The following is a 15,040-nucleotide window of genomic DNA, read 5'->3' as shown; positions in this document are numbered from 1 at the left end:
GGCGATGAACCGCAGCGTGCTGTCCATCGTCGGCGCGGGCGTGCTGCTGGCCCTCGTGCCCTGGCTGCACGTTCCCGCGTTCTACGAATCCATCCTGTACCTGGTGTGCCACTGGATCGTGCTGGCGGTCTCGTGGAACATCCTGTCCGGCTACTCGGGCTACTTCTCCTTCGGGCACGGCGCGTTCTACGGCGTCGGCATGTACACGACGGCGGTGCTCGCAGGCAAGCTGGACTGGCCCTTGCTCGCCACGCTGCCGTTCGCCGCACTGGTGCCCGCCTTGCTGGGGCTGGCCATCGGCTTCGTGGTGTTCCGCGTGAAGGCGGTGCGCGGCGAACTGTTCGCGCTGCTCACGCTGGCGGTCACCTTCGTCGTCGCGACCATCATCCTCAACACGCCCATCGACGGCGGCCCCGGCATCTACCTGAACTCGGTGGCGGTGCCGCAGCTCGGCCCCTCGCCGTCGTCCTCCCTGTTCCTCATGATGCTGGGCGTCGCGGTGGCAAGCCTGCTGGTCGCCTGGCGGGTGCAGGTGTCCCGTCTCGGCACGGGACTGTTTGCCATCCACGACGACGAGGACGTGGCCGAGGTCATGGGCGTGCCGACCTTCCGCTACAAGCTCGCCGCCTTCGCGCTGTCCTGCGCGCTCGCGGGACTGGCCGGCGGCATCCAGGCGCTGTTCGTCTCCTACGTCACCTCGGGCGAGACCTTCAACATCACCGTGCCGCTGACCGTGGTGCTCATGAGCGTGCTGGGCGGCACGCGCCACTGGCTCGGCCCCGCGATCGGCGCCACGGCGATCACCGGGCTGCTGTACTTCTTCACCGCGGGCGACCATGCCATCGCCGGCCGCGCGGCAGTGGGCGTGATCCTCGTGCTGGTGATCCTGTTCCTGCCCGAAGGCATCCTGGGGCAGTACCTGAAGCGGCGGGCCGCGCGTGCGCGCGCTGCAGCCGCGGCCGCGCCGGCGCAACCCGCACCGCACGCGCCGGCCATCGCTGCCGTGCGACCGCATCCGACCGCCGCGCCGCTGCTGGAAGTGCGCGGGCTCTCGAAAGCCTTCAGCGGCGTGCAGGCGCTCGATGGCGTGGACGTGCAGGTGCGGCAAGGCGAGATCCTGGGCCTGCTGGGGCCGAACGGCTCGGGCAAGTCCACCTTCATCAACGTGGTGAGCGGGCATTACCCGCTGAGCGCGGGGCGCATCGTGTTCGACGGCCAGGACCTCACGGGCGTGCCGGCGCACCGCATGGCGCACGCGGGCATCGCGCGCACCTACCAGATCCCGCGGCCGTTCGCGCACATGACGGTGCTGCAGAACGTGTCCCTGGTGGCGATGTTCGGCTGCGCCCGCCTGGACGAGAAGGCGGCGCAGCGCGAAGCGTGGAAGTGGCTGGAGTTCACCGGCCTGCAGGCGCGCGCGCAGGCGCTGCCCGAAGACCTGAACCTGCACCAGCGCAAGTTCCTGGAGCTCGCGCGGGCGCTGGCTGCGCGGCCGCGCCTCGTGTTGCTGGACGAAGTGCTCTCGGGCCTCACGCCCGGCGAGATCGAGGAAGCCATCGAGCTGATCCGCCGCATCCGCGACCAGGGCGCCACCATCGTGTTCGTCGAACACGTCATGCGCGCCGTGATGGCGCTCACCGACCGCATCGTCGTCCTGCACCACGGCAAGCTGATCGCGCAGGGCCAGGCCAACGAGGTGATGCGCGATGCGCAGGTCGTGAGCGCCTACCTGGGCAAGGCGGCCCATGCTTGAAGTCGCGCAACTGCAGGCGGCCTATGGCGCGGCGCCGGCGCTGTGGGACATCTCGCTCACGGTCGGCGACGGCGAGCTGGTGTGCGTGGTCGGGCCCAATGGCGCGGGCAAGAGCACGCTGATCAACGTCATCGCCGGCATGCACCGCGCACGGGCCGGGCAGTTGCGCCTGGCCGGCGAGGACATCACGCGCCTGCCGGGCCATCGCTTCTGCGCCGCCGGAGTGGCCATCGTGCCGGAGGGGCGACGGCTGTTCACCGGGATGAGCGTGCGCGACAACCTGGAGCTGGGCAGCTACCTGCCGCGTGCGCGCCGCAGCCGCGCCGCGTCGCTGCAGCGGGTGCTCGCGCTCTTTCCGGCCCTGGAGCAGAAGCTGGACGCACCGGCGGGCGCGCTGTCCGGCGGCCAGCAGCAGATGGTGGCGATCGGCCGCGCGCTCATGAGCCTGCCGCGCCTGCTGCTGCTGGACGAACCGTCGCTGGGGCTCGCGCCCGCAGTGGTGCTGGCCATGTTCCAGGCCATCCGCGACATCAACGCAGGCGGAACCTCCGTGCTGCTGGTCGAACAGAACGTGGTCATGGCGATGGAGATCGCCCGCCGCGCCTATGTGATGGAAGAGGGGCGCATCGTGGCCGAAGGGCTCGCGAGCGAGCTGATGGACCGGCCCGAGATCCGCAAGGCGTACCTCGGGCTGGAGACGCACTAGTCTTGCAGCGCGCGGAAAACTCATTTGCCCCGGCCCGGATTCCTGCCCACCTGGCCCGCGGTTAGAGTTCCGTCGAAGCGAGGACACGCATGGACAACGAACTGAAGGACAAGCTCCTGATCCGCGAGCTGGTGGAACGCTGGGCCGTGTGGCGCGATGCCGGCGACTGGGAGCGCTTCGCCACCGTGTGGCATCCCGACGGCGTGATGATGGCGACCTGGTTCCAGGGCCCGTTTCGCGATTTCATCCGCGTCACGCAGGAGGGCTGGGACAAGGGCGTGAGCATCCTGCACTTCCTGGGCGGCTCCGCCATCGAGGTGCGCGGCGACCGCGCCATCGCGCAGACCAAGATGACCATCTCGCAGCGCGGCATGGTGGAAGGCGTGGACGGCCCCGTGCTGTGCGACGTGGTGTGCACCGGCCGCTTCTACGACTTCGTCACCCGGCACGAAGGCGCGTGGAAGGTGCTGCACCGCCAGCCGATCTACGAGAAGGACCGCCTCGATCCGGTGGACCCGAGCGCGCAGCTGAAGCTCGATGACCAGTTGCTCGCGAGCATGCCCGAGGGCTATCGCCACCTCGCCTACATCCAGACGCGCATCGGCTACCGGGTCAAGATGGACATGCCGATGCTGAAGGGGCCCGTCGTGCAGGAGTTGTACCGGCGCGGCGAACGCTGGCTCGCCGGTGCAGCGCTGGAGCGCTGATCGGCGATGATGCCCCTCCTTCCAAGACCACCCAGAAGATCGACATGAAAGTTCTCGGCATCTCCGGCAGCCTGCGCAAGGGCTCCTACAACTCCATGGCCTTGCGGGCGGCGCAGAAACTGGCGCCGCAGGGCATGACCATCGAGATCGCGGACATCAGCCGCATCCCCCTGTACAACGATGACGTGCGCGCCGCTGGCGAGCCGCCCGAGGTCGCGGCGCTGAAGGCGCAGATCCGTGCTGCGGATGCGGTGCTGCTGGTCACGCCGGAATACAACTTCTCGATCCCCGGCGTGCTGAAGAACACGCTCGACTGGATGTCCCGTCCGCCGGAGCCGCCCTTCGACGGCAAGGTGGTCGGCATCATGGGCGCGAGCCCGGGCCCGGTGGGCACGGCCCGCGTCCAATACGACCTGCGCAAGGTGCTGGTGTTCATGAATGCCTTCACCGTCAACAAGCCGGAGGTGTTCATCTCCAACTGCGCCGGCAAGTTCGATGCCGCAGGCAACCTCACCGACGAAGCGACCGCCAAGTTCGTCGGCGACCTGCTCGTGTCCATCCAGACCCTGAAGAAGCGCGTCGGCTGAGCGAGTGCCGCTCCGGGGGCCGGCGGCACGGCCCCTGCACGTCCGGTTTGCCGACTCATCCGTGGCCTGTAACAATAGGCCAGGGCGGCGAGTGCCGCGCACAGGAGCACCGACATGCCGGTCGTGGTGGTTGCGAATCCGAAGGGCGGGGTGGGCAAGACGACGGTCGCCACCAACATCGCTGGCTATTTCGCCAGCCAGGGCCACCAGGTCATGCTGGGCGATGCGGACCGCCAGCAGTCCTCGCTGCTGTGGCTGCGGCTGCGCCCCGCGGAGGCGCGGCCCATCGCAAGCTGGGAGCTGAGCAAGGGCCAGATCGCCAAGCCGCCCAAGGGCACGACGCACGTCGTGCTGGACACCCCGGCCGGCCTGCACGGCAAGTGGATGGAAGAAGTCCTGCGCACCGCCGACAAGGTGGTGGTGCCGCTGTCGCCCAGCATCTTCGACATGTACGCGACCCGCGCCTTCCTGGACGAACTGGCCCAGCACCGCAAGGCCGGCCGCATGCAGGTGGGCATCGTCGGCACGCGCGTGGACCAGCGCACCATCGCCGCGGACAAGCTCCAGGAGTTCACGCACGCGCTCGGCCTGCCGGTGCTGGGCTTCCTGCGTCCCACGCAGAACTACGTGTACCTGGCCGCGCGCGGACTGACGCTGTCGGACCTCGCGCCCACGAAGGTCGAGCGCGACCTGGAGCAGTGGCAGGGCATCCAGCGCTGGCTGGACGCCTGAGCCGTCGCGCCGCTGCCAAGGCGAATCCCACAACGCGCAGCGTGGAGGGTAGTCCACTGAGCGACGCCGGCGCAGCGCCCGCCGCGCTACATTGCGCGGCATGAGAACCTTCGAGAAACTCGCGGACCTGGCGGCGCTTGTGGGCCAGGAGGTCGCGGTCAGCGACTGGATCACCGTCACGCAGCAGCAGGTGAACCTGTTCGCCGAAGCGACCGGGGACCACCAGTGGATCCATGTCGATGTCGAGCGCGCGCAGCGAGGCCCGTTCGGCGCACCAATCGCGCACGGCTTCCTCACCCTGTCGCTGCTGCCGAAGTTCTTCGAATCCGCGCTGGAAGTGCTCGATACCCGCATGGGCGTGAACTACGGCCTGAACCGGGTCCGCTTCACGGCGCCGGTGCCGGTGGGCAGCCGCTTGCGGGCGCGCATGAGCCTGCTCGCCTGCGAGCCCATCCCCGACAACGGCTACCAGATGACCTGGAGCGTCACCGTGGAACGGGAAGGCAGCGACAAGCCGGTGTGCATCGCCGAATCGCTCACCCGCCGCTACGCCTGAGGCGCTGTATCCGGTTACGGGTGCGCGCCACGCGCGAGGAAATTGGTGCTTGCCGATGCGCGAGGGCACGAACTCGTTGACTCTCCGGAGTGCGGGGGCGTCGCGGCAGGCGGCGTGCGGTGCAGGCCCGCTGGGCATCGGTCGGCGGCTGCGCGCGCCGACTCCCCTGGAAGCCGGTCCGGGCGGCGTCGCGCGGCACAACTCGCAGAGAGTTTGCCCGCGCGCGGTCAAACTCTCTGCTCGGACAAGTGCCGCGTCAGCATGAAACGTACGCGCGGCTCGACGCTGCGCTCTCGAGCCGCGCTCCGCCGCCCGGACCGGCTTCCAGGCGATGCCCCTGATGCGGGCCTGCACCGCACGCCGCCTGCCGCGACGATGAGCAGTCGGGCCCCTGCGGGGACGACTCCCGGCCCTTCCGTACTCGTAGGCTGGCGGTGAGCACCGCGAACCCCAGCGTTCCAGCGTAGCGCAGCGAGCTGGGGTTCGCCTGCGGCTCACCACCAGCCTACGGGCTGGCCGCAACACTGTGCCCCGTCTGGCCAGGGAACGCACCAAGAACACTCCCCGAACCCGCGAAGATCCCAAAAAGAAGCCCGCACGAAGCGGGCTAAGGAAAGGAGTCTGGGTTGCCTGGCCTGCCCTCGCGGGCCGGTTAGACGCAGATGCAGGACTCTGCCCGGCCTTTCAAACTGAGCGGGGTGCAACCAAAGTTTGCGTGTGTCGCTGGCTGTCCGTGCTCACGAGCCGGCGCCGGCGAAGTTCTGCTGGCGCCAGGCTTCGAACACGGTGACCGCGACCGCGTTGGAGAGGTTGAGGCTGCGCTGGCCGGCGCGCATCGGCAGGCGCAAGCGCTGTTCGGCGGCGAAGCTCTCCAGCAGTGGCGTCGGCAGCCCACTCGTCTCGGATCCGAACACCAGCCAGTCGCCGGGTGCGAACGCGACCTCATGCACGGAGCGCGCGCCTCGCGTGCTGAGCGCGAACAGGCGCTCGCGCGCCGGCGCCGCATTGCGCAGGAAGGCGTCCCAGTCGGCGTGGCGCTGCACTTGCGCGTACTCGTGGTAGTCCAGCCCGGCCCGGCGCAACTGCCTGTCCTCCATCGAGAAGCCCAGCGGCTCGATCAGGTGCAGCGCGCAGCCCGTGTTGGCGGCCAGCCGGATGACGTTGCCGGTGTTGGGCGGAATCTCCGGGTGGACCAGGACGATGTGGAACATCCCGGCATTCTCGCTGCGCGCTACGCGAAGTCCTGTTCCGTGCGGGCGAGCACGACCGCGGCCACCCGGTGCGCGCCGGCGTACCGCACGACCTCGGCGGCCGCATGCAGCGACGCTCCACTGGTCATGACGTCGTCGACCAGCAGCACGGCCTTCCCACGCAAGGCGTCGGCGCGCAACGGCTCGACGCCGAACGCATCCCGCACGTTCGCGCGGCGCTGCTTGCGGTCGAGTGCGGTCTGCGAGCCGGTCTCGCGCAGGCGCAGCAGCAATCCGGAATCGGCCTTCGCGCGGGCGAGGGCGCGCGCCAGCAGCAGCGCCTGGTTGAATCCGCGTTCGGCGAGCCGGCCCGGCGCCAGCGGCAGGGGCAGCACCCAATCGGCGCGGGCGATCTCCTCGCGCACGCCCGGCACGGCCTGCATGCGCTCGGCCAGCACCCGGGCCCAGCCCGGCTCGCCGCTGAACTTGAAGCGGGCGAGCAAGGTCGACCACGGGTAGGAATACGACACGGCTGCGTAGCAGGCATCCAGTGGCGGCGGCTCGCGCACGCAGGCGCCGCACACATCGACGCCGTCCGGCAGGGGCAGGGCGCACGAGCGGCACCGGTGGCGCGGCTGGCCGAAGTGCTGCACGCAGCGCTCGCAGACCGGGCGCGCGGGCCATGCGCCGCACACCGCGCATCGGCTCGGAAGATCGTTCATCCAGCGCGCAAGCCAGGCGTCGGCCATCCTCAACAATATACTTCGCAGCCCTGCCCATGGCCTCTGAACGTCCGCCCACCATCGATCCCGTCGCTGCTGCCCGCTGGGCGCAGGCCGCGCCGGCGGCGTCGCCGTGGCTGCACGAGGAAGTGGGCCGGCGCATGGAGGAGCGGCTGGAGTGGATCAAGCGCGCTCCCCCTGATTGGGCGGACTGGGAGGCCGTGCGCGGCGGGCTCGCGGCGCATGCGCGCATCGTGCGCCGGTATCCGCAAGCGCGCGTGCACGTGGTCGAACCGCAGCCACGCCTCGAAGCCGTCGCCCAGGAGTGCCTCGCGGGTTCGTGGTGGAAGCGCCTCACCCGGGGCGACCAGCCGGACTTCGGACCGCTGCCCGAAGGCGGCGTGCAGATGCTCTGGTCCAACATGCACCTGCACATGGTTGCCGACCCGCAGGCGCTCATGCAGCAGTGGCACCAGAGCCTGGCGGTCGACGGCTTCCTGATGTTTTCCTGCCTCGGGCCGGACACCGTGCGCGAGCTGCGCACCCTGTACGCCGAACTGGGCTGGCCGCCCCCGACGCACGAGTTCACGGACATGCACGACTGGGGCGACATGCTCGTGCACACCGGCTTCGCGGAGCCCGTCATGGACATGGAGCGGATCGCCCTCTCGTTCGCCACGCCCGAGCGTCTGCTCGCCGAACTGCGCGAACTCGGCGCGAACCTGCATCCGGCGCGCTTCCCGGCCCTGCGCGGGGCGGGCTGGAAAGAGACGCTGCTGCGAGCTCTGGACACGCATCTGCGCACCGGGCCCGATGGCCAGCTGGCCCTCAGCTTCGAGATCGTGTACGGGCACGCGCTCAAGCCGACGCCGCGGGCCAAGGTGGGCGAACAGACCGCCGTTTCCGTCGCCGACATGCGCAGCATGCTGCGCGGCGGCCGGAAATAGGTGCGGCCAGTGCCGCCCGCAGGTTCGCTTGCGCAACGTCAAGGGTCCAAGCCCCGGAAAGTGGCACGGCTGGGGCCGCTACAATCCGCGGTTGATTTACGTGCGTCGCCCGTGTCGGACTTCGTATTCCGCTTCGCCACCGTCCAGGGCCAGGCCATTCACTGGTTCCTGGGGCGCAACTGCTCGGTGACGCCGGCCCAGTTGGGCTGGCTGTATGCCTCGCTGTGCGTGGTGACCCTGGGAATCGGCAGCGTGTTCTGGCTGCACGGGGCAGTGCTGGTCCTCCCGTTCGCCTGGCTCGAGCTCGCGGCCGTGGGGATTGCCTTCCTGGCGTACGCGCGGCATGCGGCCGACCGTGAGCACATCCTGCTCTCCGGGCGGCGGCTGGTGGTGGAACTGGAGAACGGCGGGCGCCTGGAGCGGGCCGAATTCCATCGCGACTGGGTGCGCGTGGAGCCGGCGGGAGACGACCGATCGCTGATCGAGGTCTCGGGGCAGGGCCGGAGGGTGAGCGTGGGGCGCTACGTGCGGCCGGAACTGCGGCCGCTGCTGGCGCGGGAACTCCGCCGCGCGCTGCGCGAGGCGTGAGCGCCGTGGAGCCGGCGCGGGACAGGTTTATAGAAGGCTTGAGGCTGAAAACGATGAAGAGTTTTTCGAAGATCGCGGCGCTGCTTTCGTTGGCGGGCGCACTGGCCGGCACGGCCCACGCCGTGCAGGACCTGCCCGGCGGCCCCGGCGTCCGGCAGCTGAACCTCACCTCGGCAGCCACCCGCATCGCGGCGGAGCAGTCCTGGCTGCACTGGTTCATGCTGGTCACCTGCCTCGTGATCTTCATCGCCGTGTTCTCGGTGATGTTCTATTCCATCTGGAAGCACCGCAAGTCCGTGGGCCACAAGCCGGCCAACTTCCACGAGTCGGTGACGGTGGAAGTGATCTGGACCATCATCCCCTTCCTCATCGTGATCGGCATGGCGCTGCCCGCCACCAAGGTGCTGGTCGCTTCCAAGGACACGTCCAACGCCGACCTCACCATCAAGGCCACCGGCTACCAGTGGAAGTGGGGCTATGACTACCTCAACGGCGACCCGCAAGGCGTGAGCTTCGTGTCGACGCTGCTGCCGGCGCACCGCGAGATTTCCAACGAGGGCGCCCGCGGCCCCGACGTCCCGAACAACTACCTGCTGGAAGTCGACAACCCGCTGGTGGTGCCGGTCAACAAGAAGATCCGCATCATCACGACGGCCAACGACGTGATCCACTCCTGGGGCGTGCCGGCCTTCGGCGTGAAGCAGGACGCGATCCCCGGCTTCGTGCGCGACACCTGGTTCCGCAGCGAGAAGGTGGGCGACTTCTACGGCCAGTGCTACGAGCTGTGCGGCAAGGAGCACGCGTACATGCCCATCCACGTGAAGGTCGTGAGCCAGGACGACTTCACCAAGTGGACCGCCGACCAGAAGAAGATCATGGCCGCCAAGGCGGATGACCCGTCCAAGGTCTGGACGCTGCCTGACCTCGAGGCGCGCGGCGAGAAGGTCTACACGGCCAACTGCCAGGCCTGCCACCAGCCGAACGGCAAGGGCGCCGGCCCGATCCTGCCGCTGGACGGCTCGCCTATCGTCAACGATCCGGACAAGACCAAGCAGATCCACGTCGTCCTCAACGGCCGCAACGCGATGCCGTCGTGGAAGGGCACCCTGAGCGACACCGACATCGCCGCCGTCATCAGCTTCACGAAGAACCACTGGAGCAACCACACCGGCCAGATCGTGCAGCCCGCGGAAGTGCTGGCGCAGCGCGGCAAGTGATCATCGGGCAGAGGAATAGAGGTAACCATCCATGAGCGCAGTTCTCGACCCCCACGGCCACGGAGCCGCAGGCGACCATTCTGGTTCGCACGGCCACGGTGATGACCACCACGACCACGCCCCCACGGGCTGGCGGCGCTGGGTCTACGCGACCAACCACAAGGACATCGGCACGCTGTACCTGCTGTTCTCCTTCACGATGCTCATGATCGGCGGCCTGCTGGCCATGGGCATCCGCGCCGAGCTGTTCGAGCCGGGCCTGCAGCTGTTCAACCCCGAGCTGTTCAACCAGCTCACCACCATGCACGGCCTGATCATGGTGTTCGGCGCGATCATGCCGGCCTTCGTGGGCTTCGCGAACTGGATGGTGCCGCTGCAGATCGGCGCGCCGGACATGGCGTTCGCGCGCATGAACAACTTCAGCTTTTGGCTGCTGATCCCGGCCGCGCTGATGCTGGTGGGCTCCTTCTTCATGCCGGGCGGCGCCCCCGCCGCGGGCTGGACGCTCTATGCGCCGCTGACGCTGCAGATGGGCCCGTCGATGGACGCCGGCATCTTCGCGATGCACATCATGGGCGCGAGCTCGATCATGGGCTCGATCAACATCATCGTGACCATCCTCAACATGCGCGCCCCCGGCATGACGCTGATGAAGATGCCGATGTTCTGCTGGACCTGGCTGATCACCGCCTACCTGCTGATCGCCGTGATGCCCGTGCTGGCCGGCGCCATCACGATGACGCTGACCGACCGCCACTTCGGCACGACCTTCTTCAACCCCGCCGGCGGCGGCGACCCGGTGATGTACCAGCACATCTTCTGGTTCTTCGGCCACCCCGAGGTCTACATCATGATCCTGCCGGCCTTCGGCATCGTCAGCCAGGTCGTGCCCGCCTTCGCGCGCAAGCGCCTGTTCGGCTACGCCTCCATGGTGTACGCGACCAGCTCCATCGCCATCCTGTCCTTCATCGTGTGGGCGCACCACATGTTCACCACCGGCATGCCGGTCACGGGCCAGCTGTTCTTCATGTACGCGACCATGCTGATCGCGGTGCCGACGGCCGTGAAGATCTTCAACTGGATCGCGACGATGTGGCAGGGCTCGATGACCTTCGAGACGCCGATGCTGTTCGCCGTGGGCTTCATCTTCGTGTTCACGATCGGTGGCTTCACCGGACTGATCCTGGCGATGGCGCCGATCGACCTGCTGCTGCAGGACACGTATTACGTGGTGGCGCACTTCCACTACGTGCTGGTGGCCGGCTCGCTGTTCGCGATGTTCGCCGGCTTCTACTACTGGTCGCCCAAGTGGACCGGCGTGATGTACAACGAGACGCGCGGCAAGATCCATTTCTGGAGCTCGCTGATCTCGTTCAACGTGGCCTTCTTCCCGATGCACTTCCTCGGGCTGGCCGGCATGCCCCGCCGCTATGCCGACTATCCGATGCAGTTCGCGGACTTCAACGCGGTCGCTTCGATCGGCGCCTTCTGGTTCGGCCTGTCGCAGGTGTACTTCTTCTTCTGGGTGGTGCTGCCGATGCTGCGCGGCCGGGGTGAGCCCGCTGCCCAGCGTCCCTGGAACGATGCCGACGGCAAGGGCGCCGAAGGCCTGGAATGGGAAGTGCCGTCGCCGGCGCCCTTCCATACCTTCGAAGTGCCCCCGCGGCTGGACCCGACCGCGACGCGCATCCTGGACGCGCGCGTGCAGCCGGGCCACTGAGTGGAACGGAGCCTGTCCGTGGCGAACGACGAACAGAAGCGGAAGAACCTGCGGCTGGCGCTGATCCTGGCGTCGATCGCCGCCGTGTTCTTCCTCGGCTTCATCGCCAAGATGGTCTGGCTGGGACACTGAAGCCGTGGCGCGCGCATCGCACAACCGCAAGATGCTGCTCAAGCTGGCCGTCGTGGCGGCCGGCATGTTCAGCTTCGGCTACGCGATGATTCCGCTGTACCGGCACATCTGCGAAATCACCGGCATCAACATCCTCGCGCTCGGCGAGAAGGAAGTGCCGGGCGGCTCCACGGCCCGCGGCAACAGCCAGGTGGACACGAGCCGCAGCATCACCGTGGAGTTCGATGCGAACGCGCACGGGCCCTGGACGTTTAAGCCCGCGACGAACCAGCTGAAGGTGCATCCCGGCGAACTGACGACGGTGATGTACGAGTTCCAGAACGTGCAGGACCGCACGATGTCGGCGCAGGCGATCCCGAGCTATGCGCCGCGCCAGGCGGCCGCGCACTTTAACAAGATCGAGTGCTTCTGCTTCAACCAGTACACGCTCGCGCCGGGCGAGAAGAAGCAGTGGCCGGTGGTGTTCGTGATCGATCCCAAGCTGCCGAAGGACGTGACGACGATCACGCTGTCGTACACCTTCTTCGAGGTGGGCAGCAAGACGCCGGCCGCGCCGCAGGCTGCGGCGCCGGTGGGGAAGGGGACGGTCGGATGAGCCGCGCCGCCCGGCCGCCCGAAGGCGCGAGCCCCCTCCGCTTGCGGAGGGGGGAGGCGAAGGCCGCGAAGCGGACTAGCCTGGGGGAGGCTGCTTGAACCTCCGTACGGTGAAAACCGTGCTGTGGTCGTTCATCGGCATCCGCAAGAAGAGCGAATACGAGGAGGACCTGGGCAAGGCCAATCCCTTCCACATCATCGCGGTGGCGCTGGTCGTCGTCGCGCTGTTCGTGGCAGGACTGATCGCCGTGGTCCACTGGGTCGTGCAGAACTAGGTATAGGTATAGGAGTGCAAATGAGCTCGAGCGCACAGGGGACGCCCAACTACTACGTGCCCCAGCCGTCACGCCACCCGGCGTTCGCGGCCTTCGGCCTGCTGGCCATCATCTTTGGCGCGGCCAACTGGATCAACGGCGTGACGTGGGGTCGCGCGCTCGTCCTGTTCGGCTTCCTGTGGCTGTTCTGGGTGCTGTTCCAGTGGTTCCGCGACTCGATCCGCGAGAGCGAAGGCGGCCTGTACGGCCGCAAGATCGACATCTCCTTCCGCTGGAGCATGAGCTGGTTCATCTTCTCGGAGGTGATGTTCTTCGGCGCGTTCTTCACCGCGCTGTGGTGGATGCGCTCGCATTCGGTCCCCGCGCTGGGCAGCGTCGACAACGCCGTGCTGTGGCCCGGCTTCAAGGCGGTGTGGCCGAGCATCGCGCCCGGCGCCACCGCTTCGCCGGCGAACATCATCGAGCCCTTCCAGACGATGACGCCGTTCTGGCTGCCGACGATCAACACCGCCCTGCTGCTGTCGTCGGGCGTCACCCTGACCATCGCCCACCACGCGCTGCGCGCCAACCACCGCGGCATGACCGTGCTGTGGATGTGGGCGACGGTGCTGCTGGGCTTCAGCTTCGTCTGCGTGCAGGGCTACGAGTACTTCCACGCCTACCACGAGCTGAACCTGAAGCTCAGCTCGGGCGCCTACGGCTCGACCTTCTTCATGCTGACCGGCTTCCACGGCTTCCACGTGATCGTCGGCATGCTGATGCTGTTCTTCATCACCATCCGCCTGATGCGCGGCCACTTCACGCCCGAGCGCCACTTCGGCTTCGAAGGCGCGGCCTGGTACTGGCACTTCGTGGACGTGGTCTGGCTGTTCCTGTACACGCTGGTGTACTGGCTCTGAGCCGGTCACCGTCGTGGCCGCTCCAGCGGCCCCGGCGAACAGAAGGGCCGCTCGCGCGGCCCTTGTTTTTTGTTACCTCAGCGGAATTCCCGTCGGCTGGATGTATCCCAGTTTCCAGGCCACCAGGATGCACACGAACAGCAGGACCGAGAAGCCGACGCGGAACGCCAGCGCGCGGGCCATGTTGTTGGTCTTGGGCCGGCCGTCCTGGCCGTCGCGCATCATGAAGAAGAGCGCCGAGCCCAGGCTGGCGATGATCGCGAGGAAAGCCAGGATGACGAAATACTTCATGTCGCCCATTATCTGCGCCCGAAAGACGCCGTGTCCAAGCGTCTCCTGATCGCCATCGCCGCGCTCGCAGGCATCCTGCTCACCGCCAGCCTGGGCTTCTGGCAGTGGGAGCGCGGCCACCAGCGCACCGCGGTGCGCCAGGCGATCGAAGCGCAGGCGCATTCCGCCACGGTCGGCGCCAGGGAACTGCTGGCGGTGCCCGGCGGCGATACGCGGCTGGTGAACCGGCCGGTGGTCCTCACCGGCGAATGGCTGCCGGATCGCACGATCTACCTCGACAACCGCCAGATGAACGCGGTCCCCGGCTTCTACGTGGTGACGCCGCTGCGCATCGCCGGCAGCCAGGCCGTCGTGCTGGTGCAGCGCGGGTGGGTGCAGCGCAACTTCGAGGCGCGCACCAGCCTGCCCGCCATCCAGACCCCCACCGGCACGGTGGAGGTGCACGGCCTCTTGGCCCCGCCCCCCGCCAAGCTATACGCCTTCACCACGGAAGAGACGGGCCCGATCCGGCAGAATCTGGACCTGGGCGCGTTCCGGCTGGAAACGGGGCTACCCTTGCTGGCGCTGTCGGTGCAGCAGACCGGCGCGCCCTCCGAGGGGCTGCTGCGGCAATGGCCCGAGGCCGGCAGCGGCGCCGAGAGAAATTACGGCTACGCCTTCCAGTGGTGGGCCATGGCCGGGCTCATCGCCATCCTCTATGTCTGGTTCCAACTCGTCGTCCCCCGCCGCCAAGTCCGGCGTGCTTGACCAGCCCCTCGGGCTCACGGTGTATTCGCTGCCGCTGCCGCAGGAGGCCGCCGTGGCCGACGAGCAGCGCACGCGCACCGGGCGCTGGAAGATGCTGCTGGTCGCGGTGATGTGCGCTGCACCCGTGGTCGCGTCCTACCTCGCGTACTACGTGCTGCGGCCTGCCGCCCACAACAGCTACGGCGAGCTGATCGAGCCGCAGCGTCCGATTCCTTCGATCCGCGGGACCACCCTCGACGGCAAGTCGGTGGCACTGCCTTCGCTGGAAGGCCAGTGGCTGCTGGTGAGCGTGGCGGGTGGCGCCTGCGACGCGCAGTGCGAACGCCACCTGTACCTGCAGCGCCAGTTGCGCGAAGGCCTGGGCAAGGACAAGGACCGCATCGACTGGGTCTGGCTCGTGACCGACGATGCGCCGGTGCGCCCGCAGCTGAAGGCGGCGCTGCATGACGCCATCGTGCTGCGCGTGGACCCGGCGCAGCTCGCGCAATGGCTGGCGCCCCCGCACGGCGGCCAGCTCGCGAATCACCTCTACATGGTGGACCCCATGGGCCACTGGATGATGCGCTTCCCGCGGGGTGACGACGTGGCATCCGCCGCTAAGATCCGCAAGGACCTCGAGCGCCTGATGCGGGCGTCCGCCGGCTGGGACCAGCCCGGGCGCCCGGGTTCCTGAAGCG

At 68.2% G+C, this 15,040-nt stretch carries 19 protein-coding genes; 16 read left to right on the top strand and 3 right to left on the bottom strand.

The window, feature by feature from the left end; all coding sequences use genetic code 11:
* Positions 1-4 precede the first annotated feature (4 nt).
* From JJB11_RS03310 to JJB11_RS03285, 6 genes are all read left to right on the top strand, one after another.
* Positions 5-1,753, top strand: coding sequence for a branched-chain amino acid ABC transporter ATP-binding protein/permease (locus tag JJB11_RS03310; protein WP_201166467.1), 1,749 nt, complete (start codon positions 5-7; stop codon positions 1,751-1,753).
* Entirely contained in the window at positions 1,746-2,459 is a 714-nt protein-coding gene (locus JJB11_RS03305; RefSeq protein WP_201166466.1) for an ABC transporter ATP-binding protein, read from the top strand. Before JJB11_RS03310 ends, JJB11_RS03305 begins: the two co-directional genes overlap by 8 nt.
* A gap of 89 nt (positions 2,460-2,548) precedes the next feature.
* Positions 2,549-3,166 carry a nuclear transport factor 2 family protein gene (locus JJB11_RS03300; RefSeq protein ID WP_201166465.1) on the top strand — a complete coding sequence of 206 codons (618 nt, stop codon included), beginning with the start codon at positions 2,549-2,551 and terminating at the stop codon, positions 3,164-3,166.
* Between the two features lie 44 nt (positions 3,167-3,210).
* Positions 3,211-3,753 (top strand): NADPH-dependent FMN reductase, encoded by a 543-nt coding sequence (locus tag JJB11_RS03295; RefSeq protein WP_201166464.1) that lies wholly within the window; start codon positions 3,211-3,213, stop codon positions 3,751-3,753.
* A 114-nt stretch (positions 3,754-3,867) separates the two neighbouring features.
* A complete protein-coding gene (locus JJB11_RS03290) occupies positions 3,868-4,485 on the top strand; it encodes a ParA family protein (protein WP_201166463.1) in 618 nt (205 codons plus the stop codon).
* Positions 4,486-4,585: 100 nt separating this feature from the next.
* Positions 4,586-5,041, top strand: coding sequence for a MaoC family dehydratase (locus JJB11_RS03285; RefSeq protein ID WP_201166462.1), 456 nt, complete (start codon positions 4,586-4,588; stop codon positions 5,039-5,041).
* 737 nt (positions 5,042-5,778) lie between these two features.
* On the opposite strand, the gene trmL is transcribed toward JJB11_RS03285, so the two are convergent.
* Both trmL and JJB11_RS03275 read right to left on the bottom strand, forming a co-directional pair.
* Positions 5,779-6,252, bottom strand: coding sequence for a tRNA (uridine(34)/cytosine(34)/5-carboxymethylaminomethyluridine(34)-2'-O)-methyltransferase TrmL (trmL, locus tag JJB11_RS03280; protein ID WP_201166461.1), 474 nt, complete (start codon positions 6,250-6,252; stop codon positions 5,779-5,781).
* A gap of 20 nt (positions 6,253-6,272) precedes the next feature.
* A complete protein-coding gene (locus JJB11_RS03275; RefSeq protein ID WP_201166460.1) occupies positions 6,273-6,980 on the bottom strand; it encodes a ComF family protein in 708 nt (235 codons plus the stop codon).
* 29 nt (positions 6,981-7,009) lie between these two features.
* Between JJB11_RS03275 and JJB11_RS03270 the strand changes: the two genes are divergently transcribed.
* The 8 genes from JJB11_RS03270 to JJB11_RS03240 all read left to right on the top strand — a co-directional run bounded on the left by JJB11_RS03270 (position 7,010) and on the right by JJB11_RS03240 (position 13,325).
* Positions 7,010-7,900: a class I SAM-dependent methyltransferase gene (locus JJB11_RS03270; protein WP_201166459.1), complete on the top strand. Its 891-nt coding sequence runs from the start codon at positions 7,010-7,012 to the stop codon at positions 7,898-7,900.
* 111 nt (positions 7,901-8,011) lie between these two features.
* Positions 8,012-8,488 (top strand): DUF2244 domain-containing protein, encoded by a 477-nt coding sequence (locus tag JJB11_RS03265; RefSeq protein ID WP_201166458.1) that lies wholly within the window; start codon positions 8,012-8,014, stop codon positions 8,486-8,488.
* Between the two features lie 53 nt (positions 8,489-8,541).
* Complete coding sequence (gene coxB / locus JJB11_RS03260) at positions 8,542-9,705, top strand: cytochrome c oxidase subunit II (RefSeq protein WP_201166457.1); 1,164 nt, start codon at positions 8,542-8,544, stop codon at positions 9,703-9,705.
* 31 nt (positions 9,706-9,736) lie between these two features.
* On the top strand, positions 9,737-11,425 hold the full coding sequence (gene ctaD / locus JJB11_RS03255; RefSeq protein WP_201166456.1) for a cytochrome c oxidase subunit I: 1,689 nt from the start codon (positions 9,737-9,739) through the stop codon (positions 11,423-11,425).
* 18 nt (positions 11,426-11,443) lie between these two features.
* On the top strand, positions 11,444-11,557 hold the full coding sequence (locus JJB11_RS25895) for a cytochrome oxidase small assembly protein (RefSeq protein ID WP_340643129.1): 114 nt from the start codon (positions 11,444-11,446) through the stop codon (positions 11,555-11,557).
* A 4-nt stretch (positions 11,558-11,561) separates the two neighbouring features.
* Complete coding sequence (locus JJB11_RS03250; protein WP_201166455.1) at positions 11,562-12,152, top strand: cytochrome c oxidase assembly protein; 591 nt, start codon at positions 11,562-11,564, stop codon at positions 12,150-12,152.
* Between the two features lie 94 nt (positions 12,153-12,246).
* A complete protein-coding gene (locus tag JJB11_RS03245) occupies positions 12,247-12,426 on the top strand; it encodes a DUF2970 domain-containing protein (protein WP_201166454.1) in 180 nt (59 codons plus the stop codon).
* 20 nt (positions 12,427-12,446) lie between these two features.
* On the top strand, positions 12,447-13,325 hold the full coding sequence (locus JJB11_RS03240; protein ID WP_201166453.1) for a cytochrome c oxidase subunit 3: 879 nt from the start codon (positions 12,447-12,449) through the stop codon (positions 13,323-13,325).
* 72 nt (positions 13,326-13,397) lie between these two features.
* Here JJB11_RS03240 and JJB11_RS03235 read toward each other — a convergent pair whose 3' ends face one another.
* Positions 13,398-13,616 (bottom strand): twin transmembrane helix small protein, encoded by a 219-nt coding sequence (locus JJB11_RS03235; protein WP_201167027.1) that lies wholly within the window; start codon positions 13,614-13,616, stop codon positions 13,398-13,400.
* Positions 13,617-13,646: 30 nt separating this feature from the next.
* On the opposite strand from JJB11_RS03235, the gene JJB11_RS03230 reads away from it, so the two are divergent.
* Together JJB11_RS03230 and JJB11_RS03225 are read left to right on the top strand one after the other, a co-directional pair.
* Positions 13,647-14,363, top strand: a complete 717-nt coding sequence (locus JJB11_RS03230; RefSeq protein WP_201964574.1) for an SURF1 family cytochrome oxidase biogenesis protein — start codon at positions 13,647-13,649, stop codon at positions 14,361-14,363.
* Positions 14,314-15,036, top strand: a complete 723-nt coding sequence (locus JJB11_RS03225) for an SCO family protein (RefSeq protein ID WP_201166452.1) — start codon at positions 14,314-14,316, stop codon at positions 15,034-15,036. The genes JJB11_RS03230 and JJB11_RS03225 overlap by 50 nt, the downstream gene beginning before the upstream one ends.
* Positions 15,037-15,040: the final 4 nt, after the last annotated feature.

The organism is Ramlibacter ginsenosidimutans, assembly GCF_016654015.1.
Lineage (GTDB): Bacteria > Pseudomonadota > Gammaproteobacteria > Burkholderiales > Burkholderiaceae_C > Ramlibacter > Ramlibacter ginsenosidimutans.
This window is presented reverse-complemented; position numbering and strand designations above follow the sequence as displayed.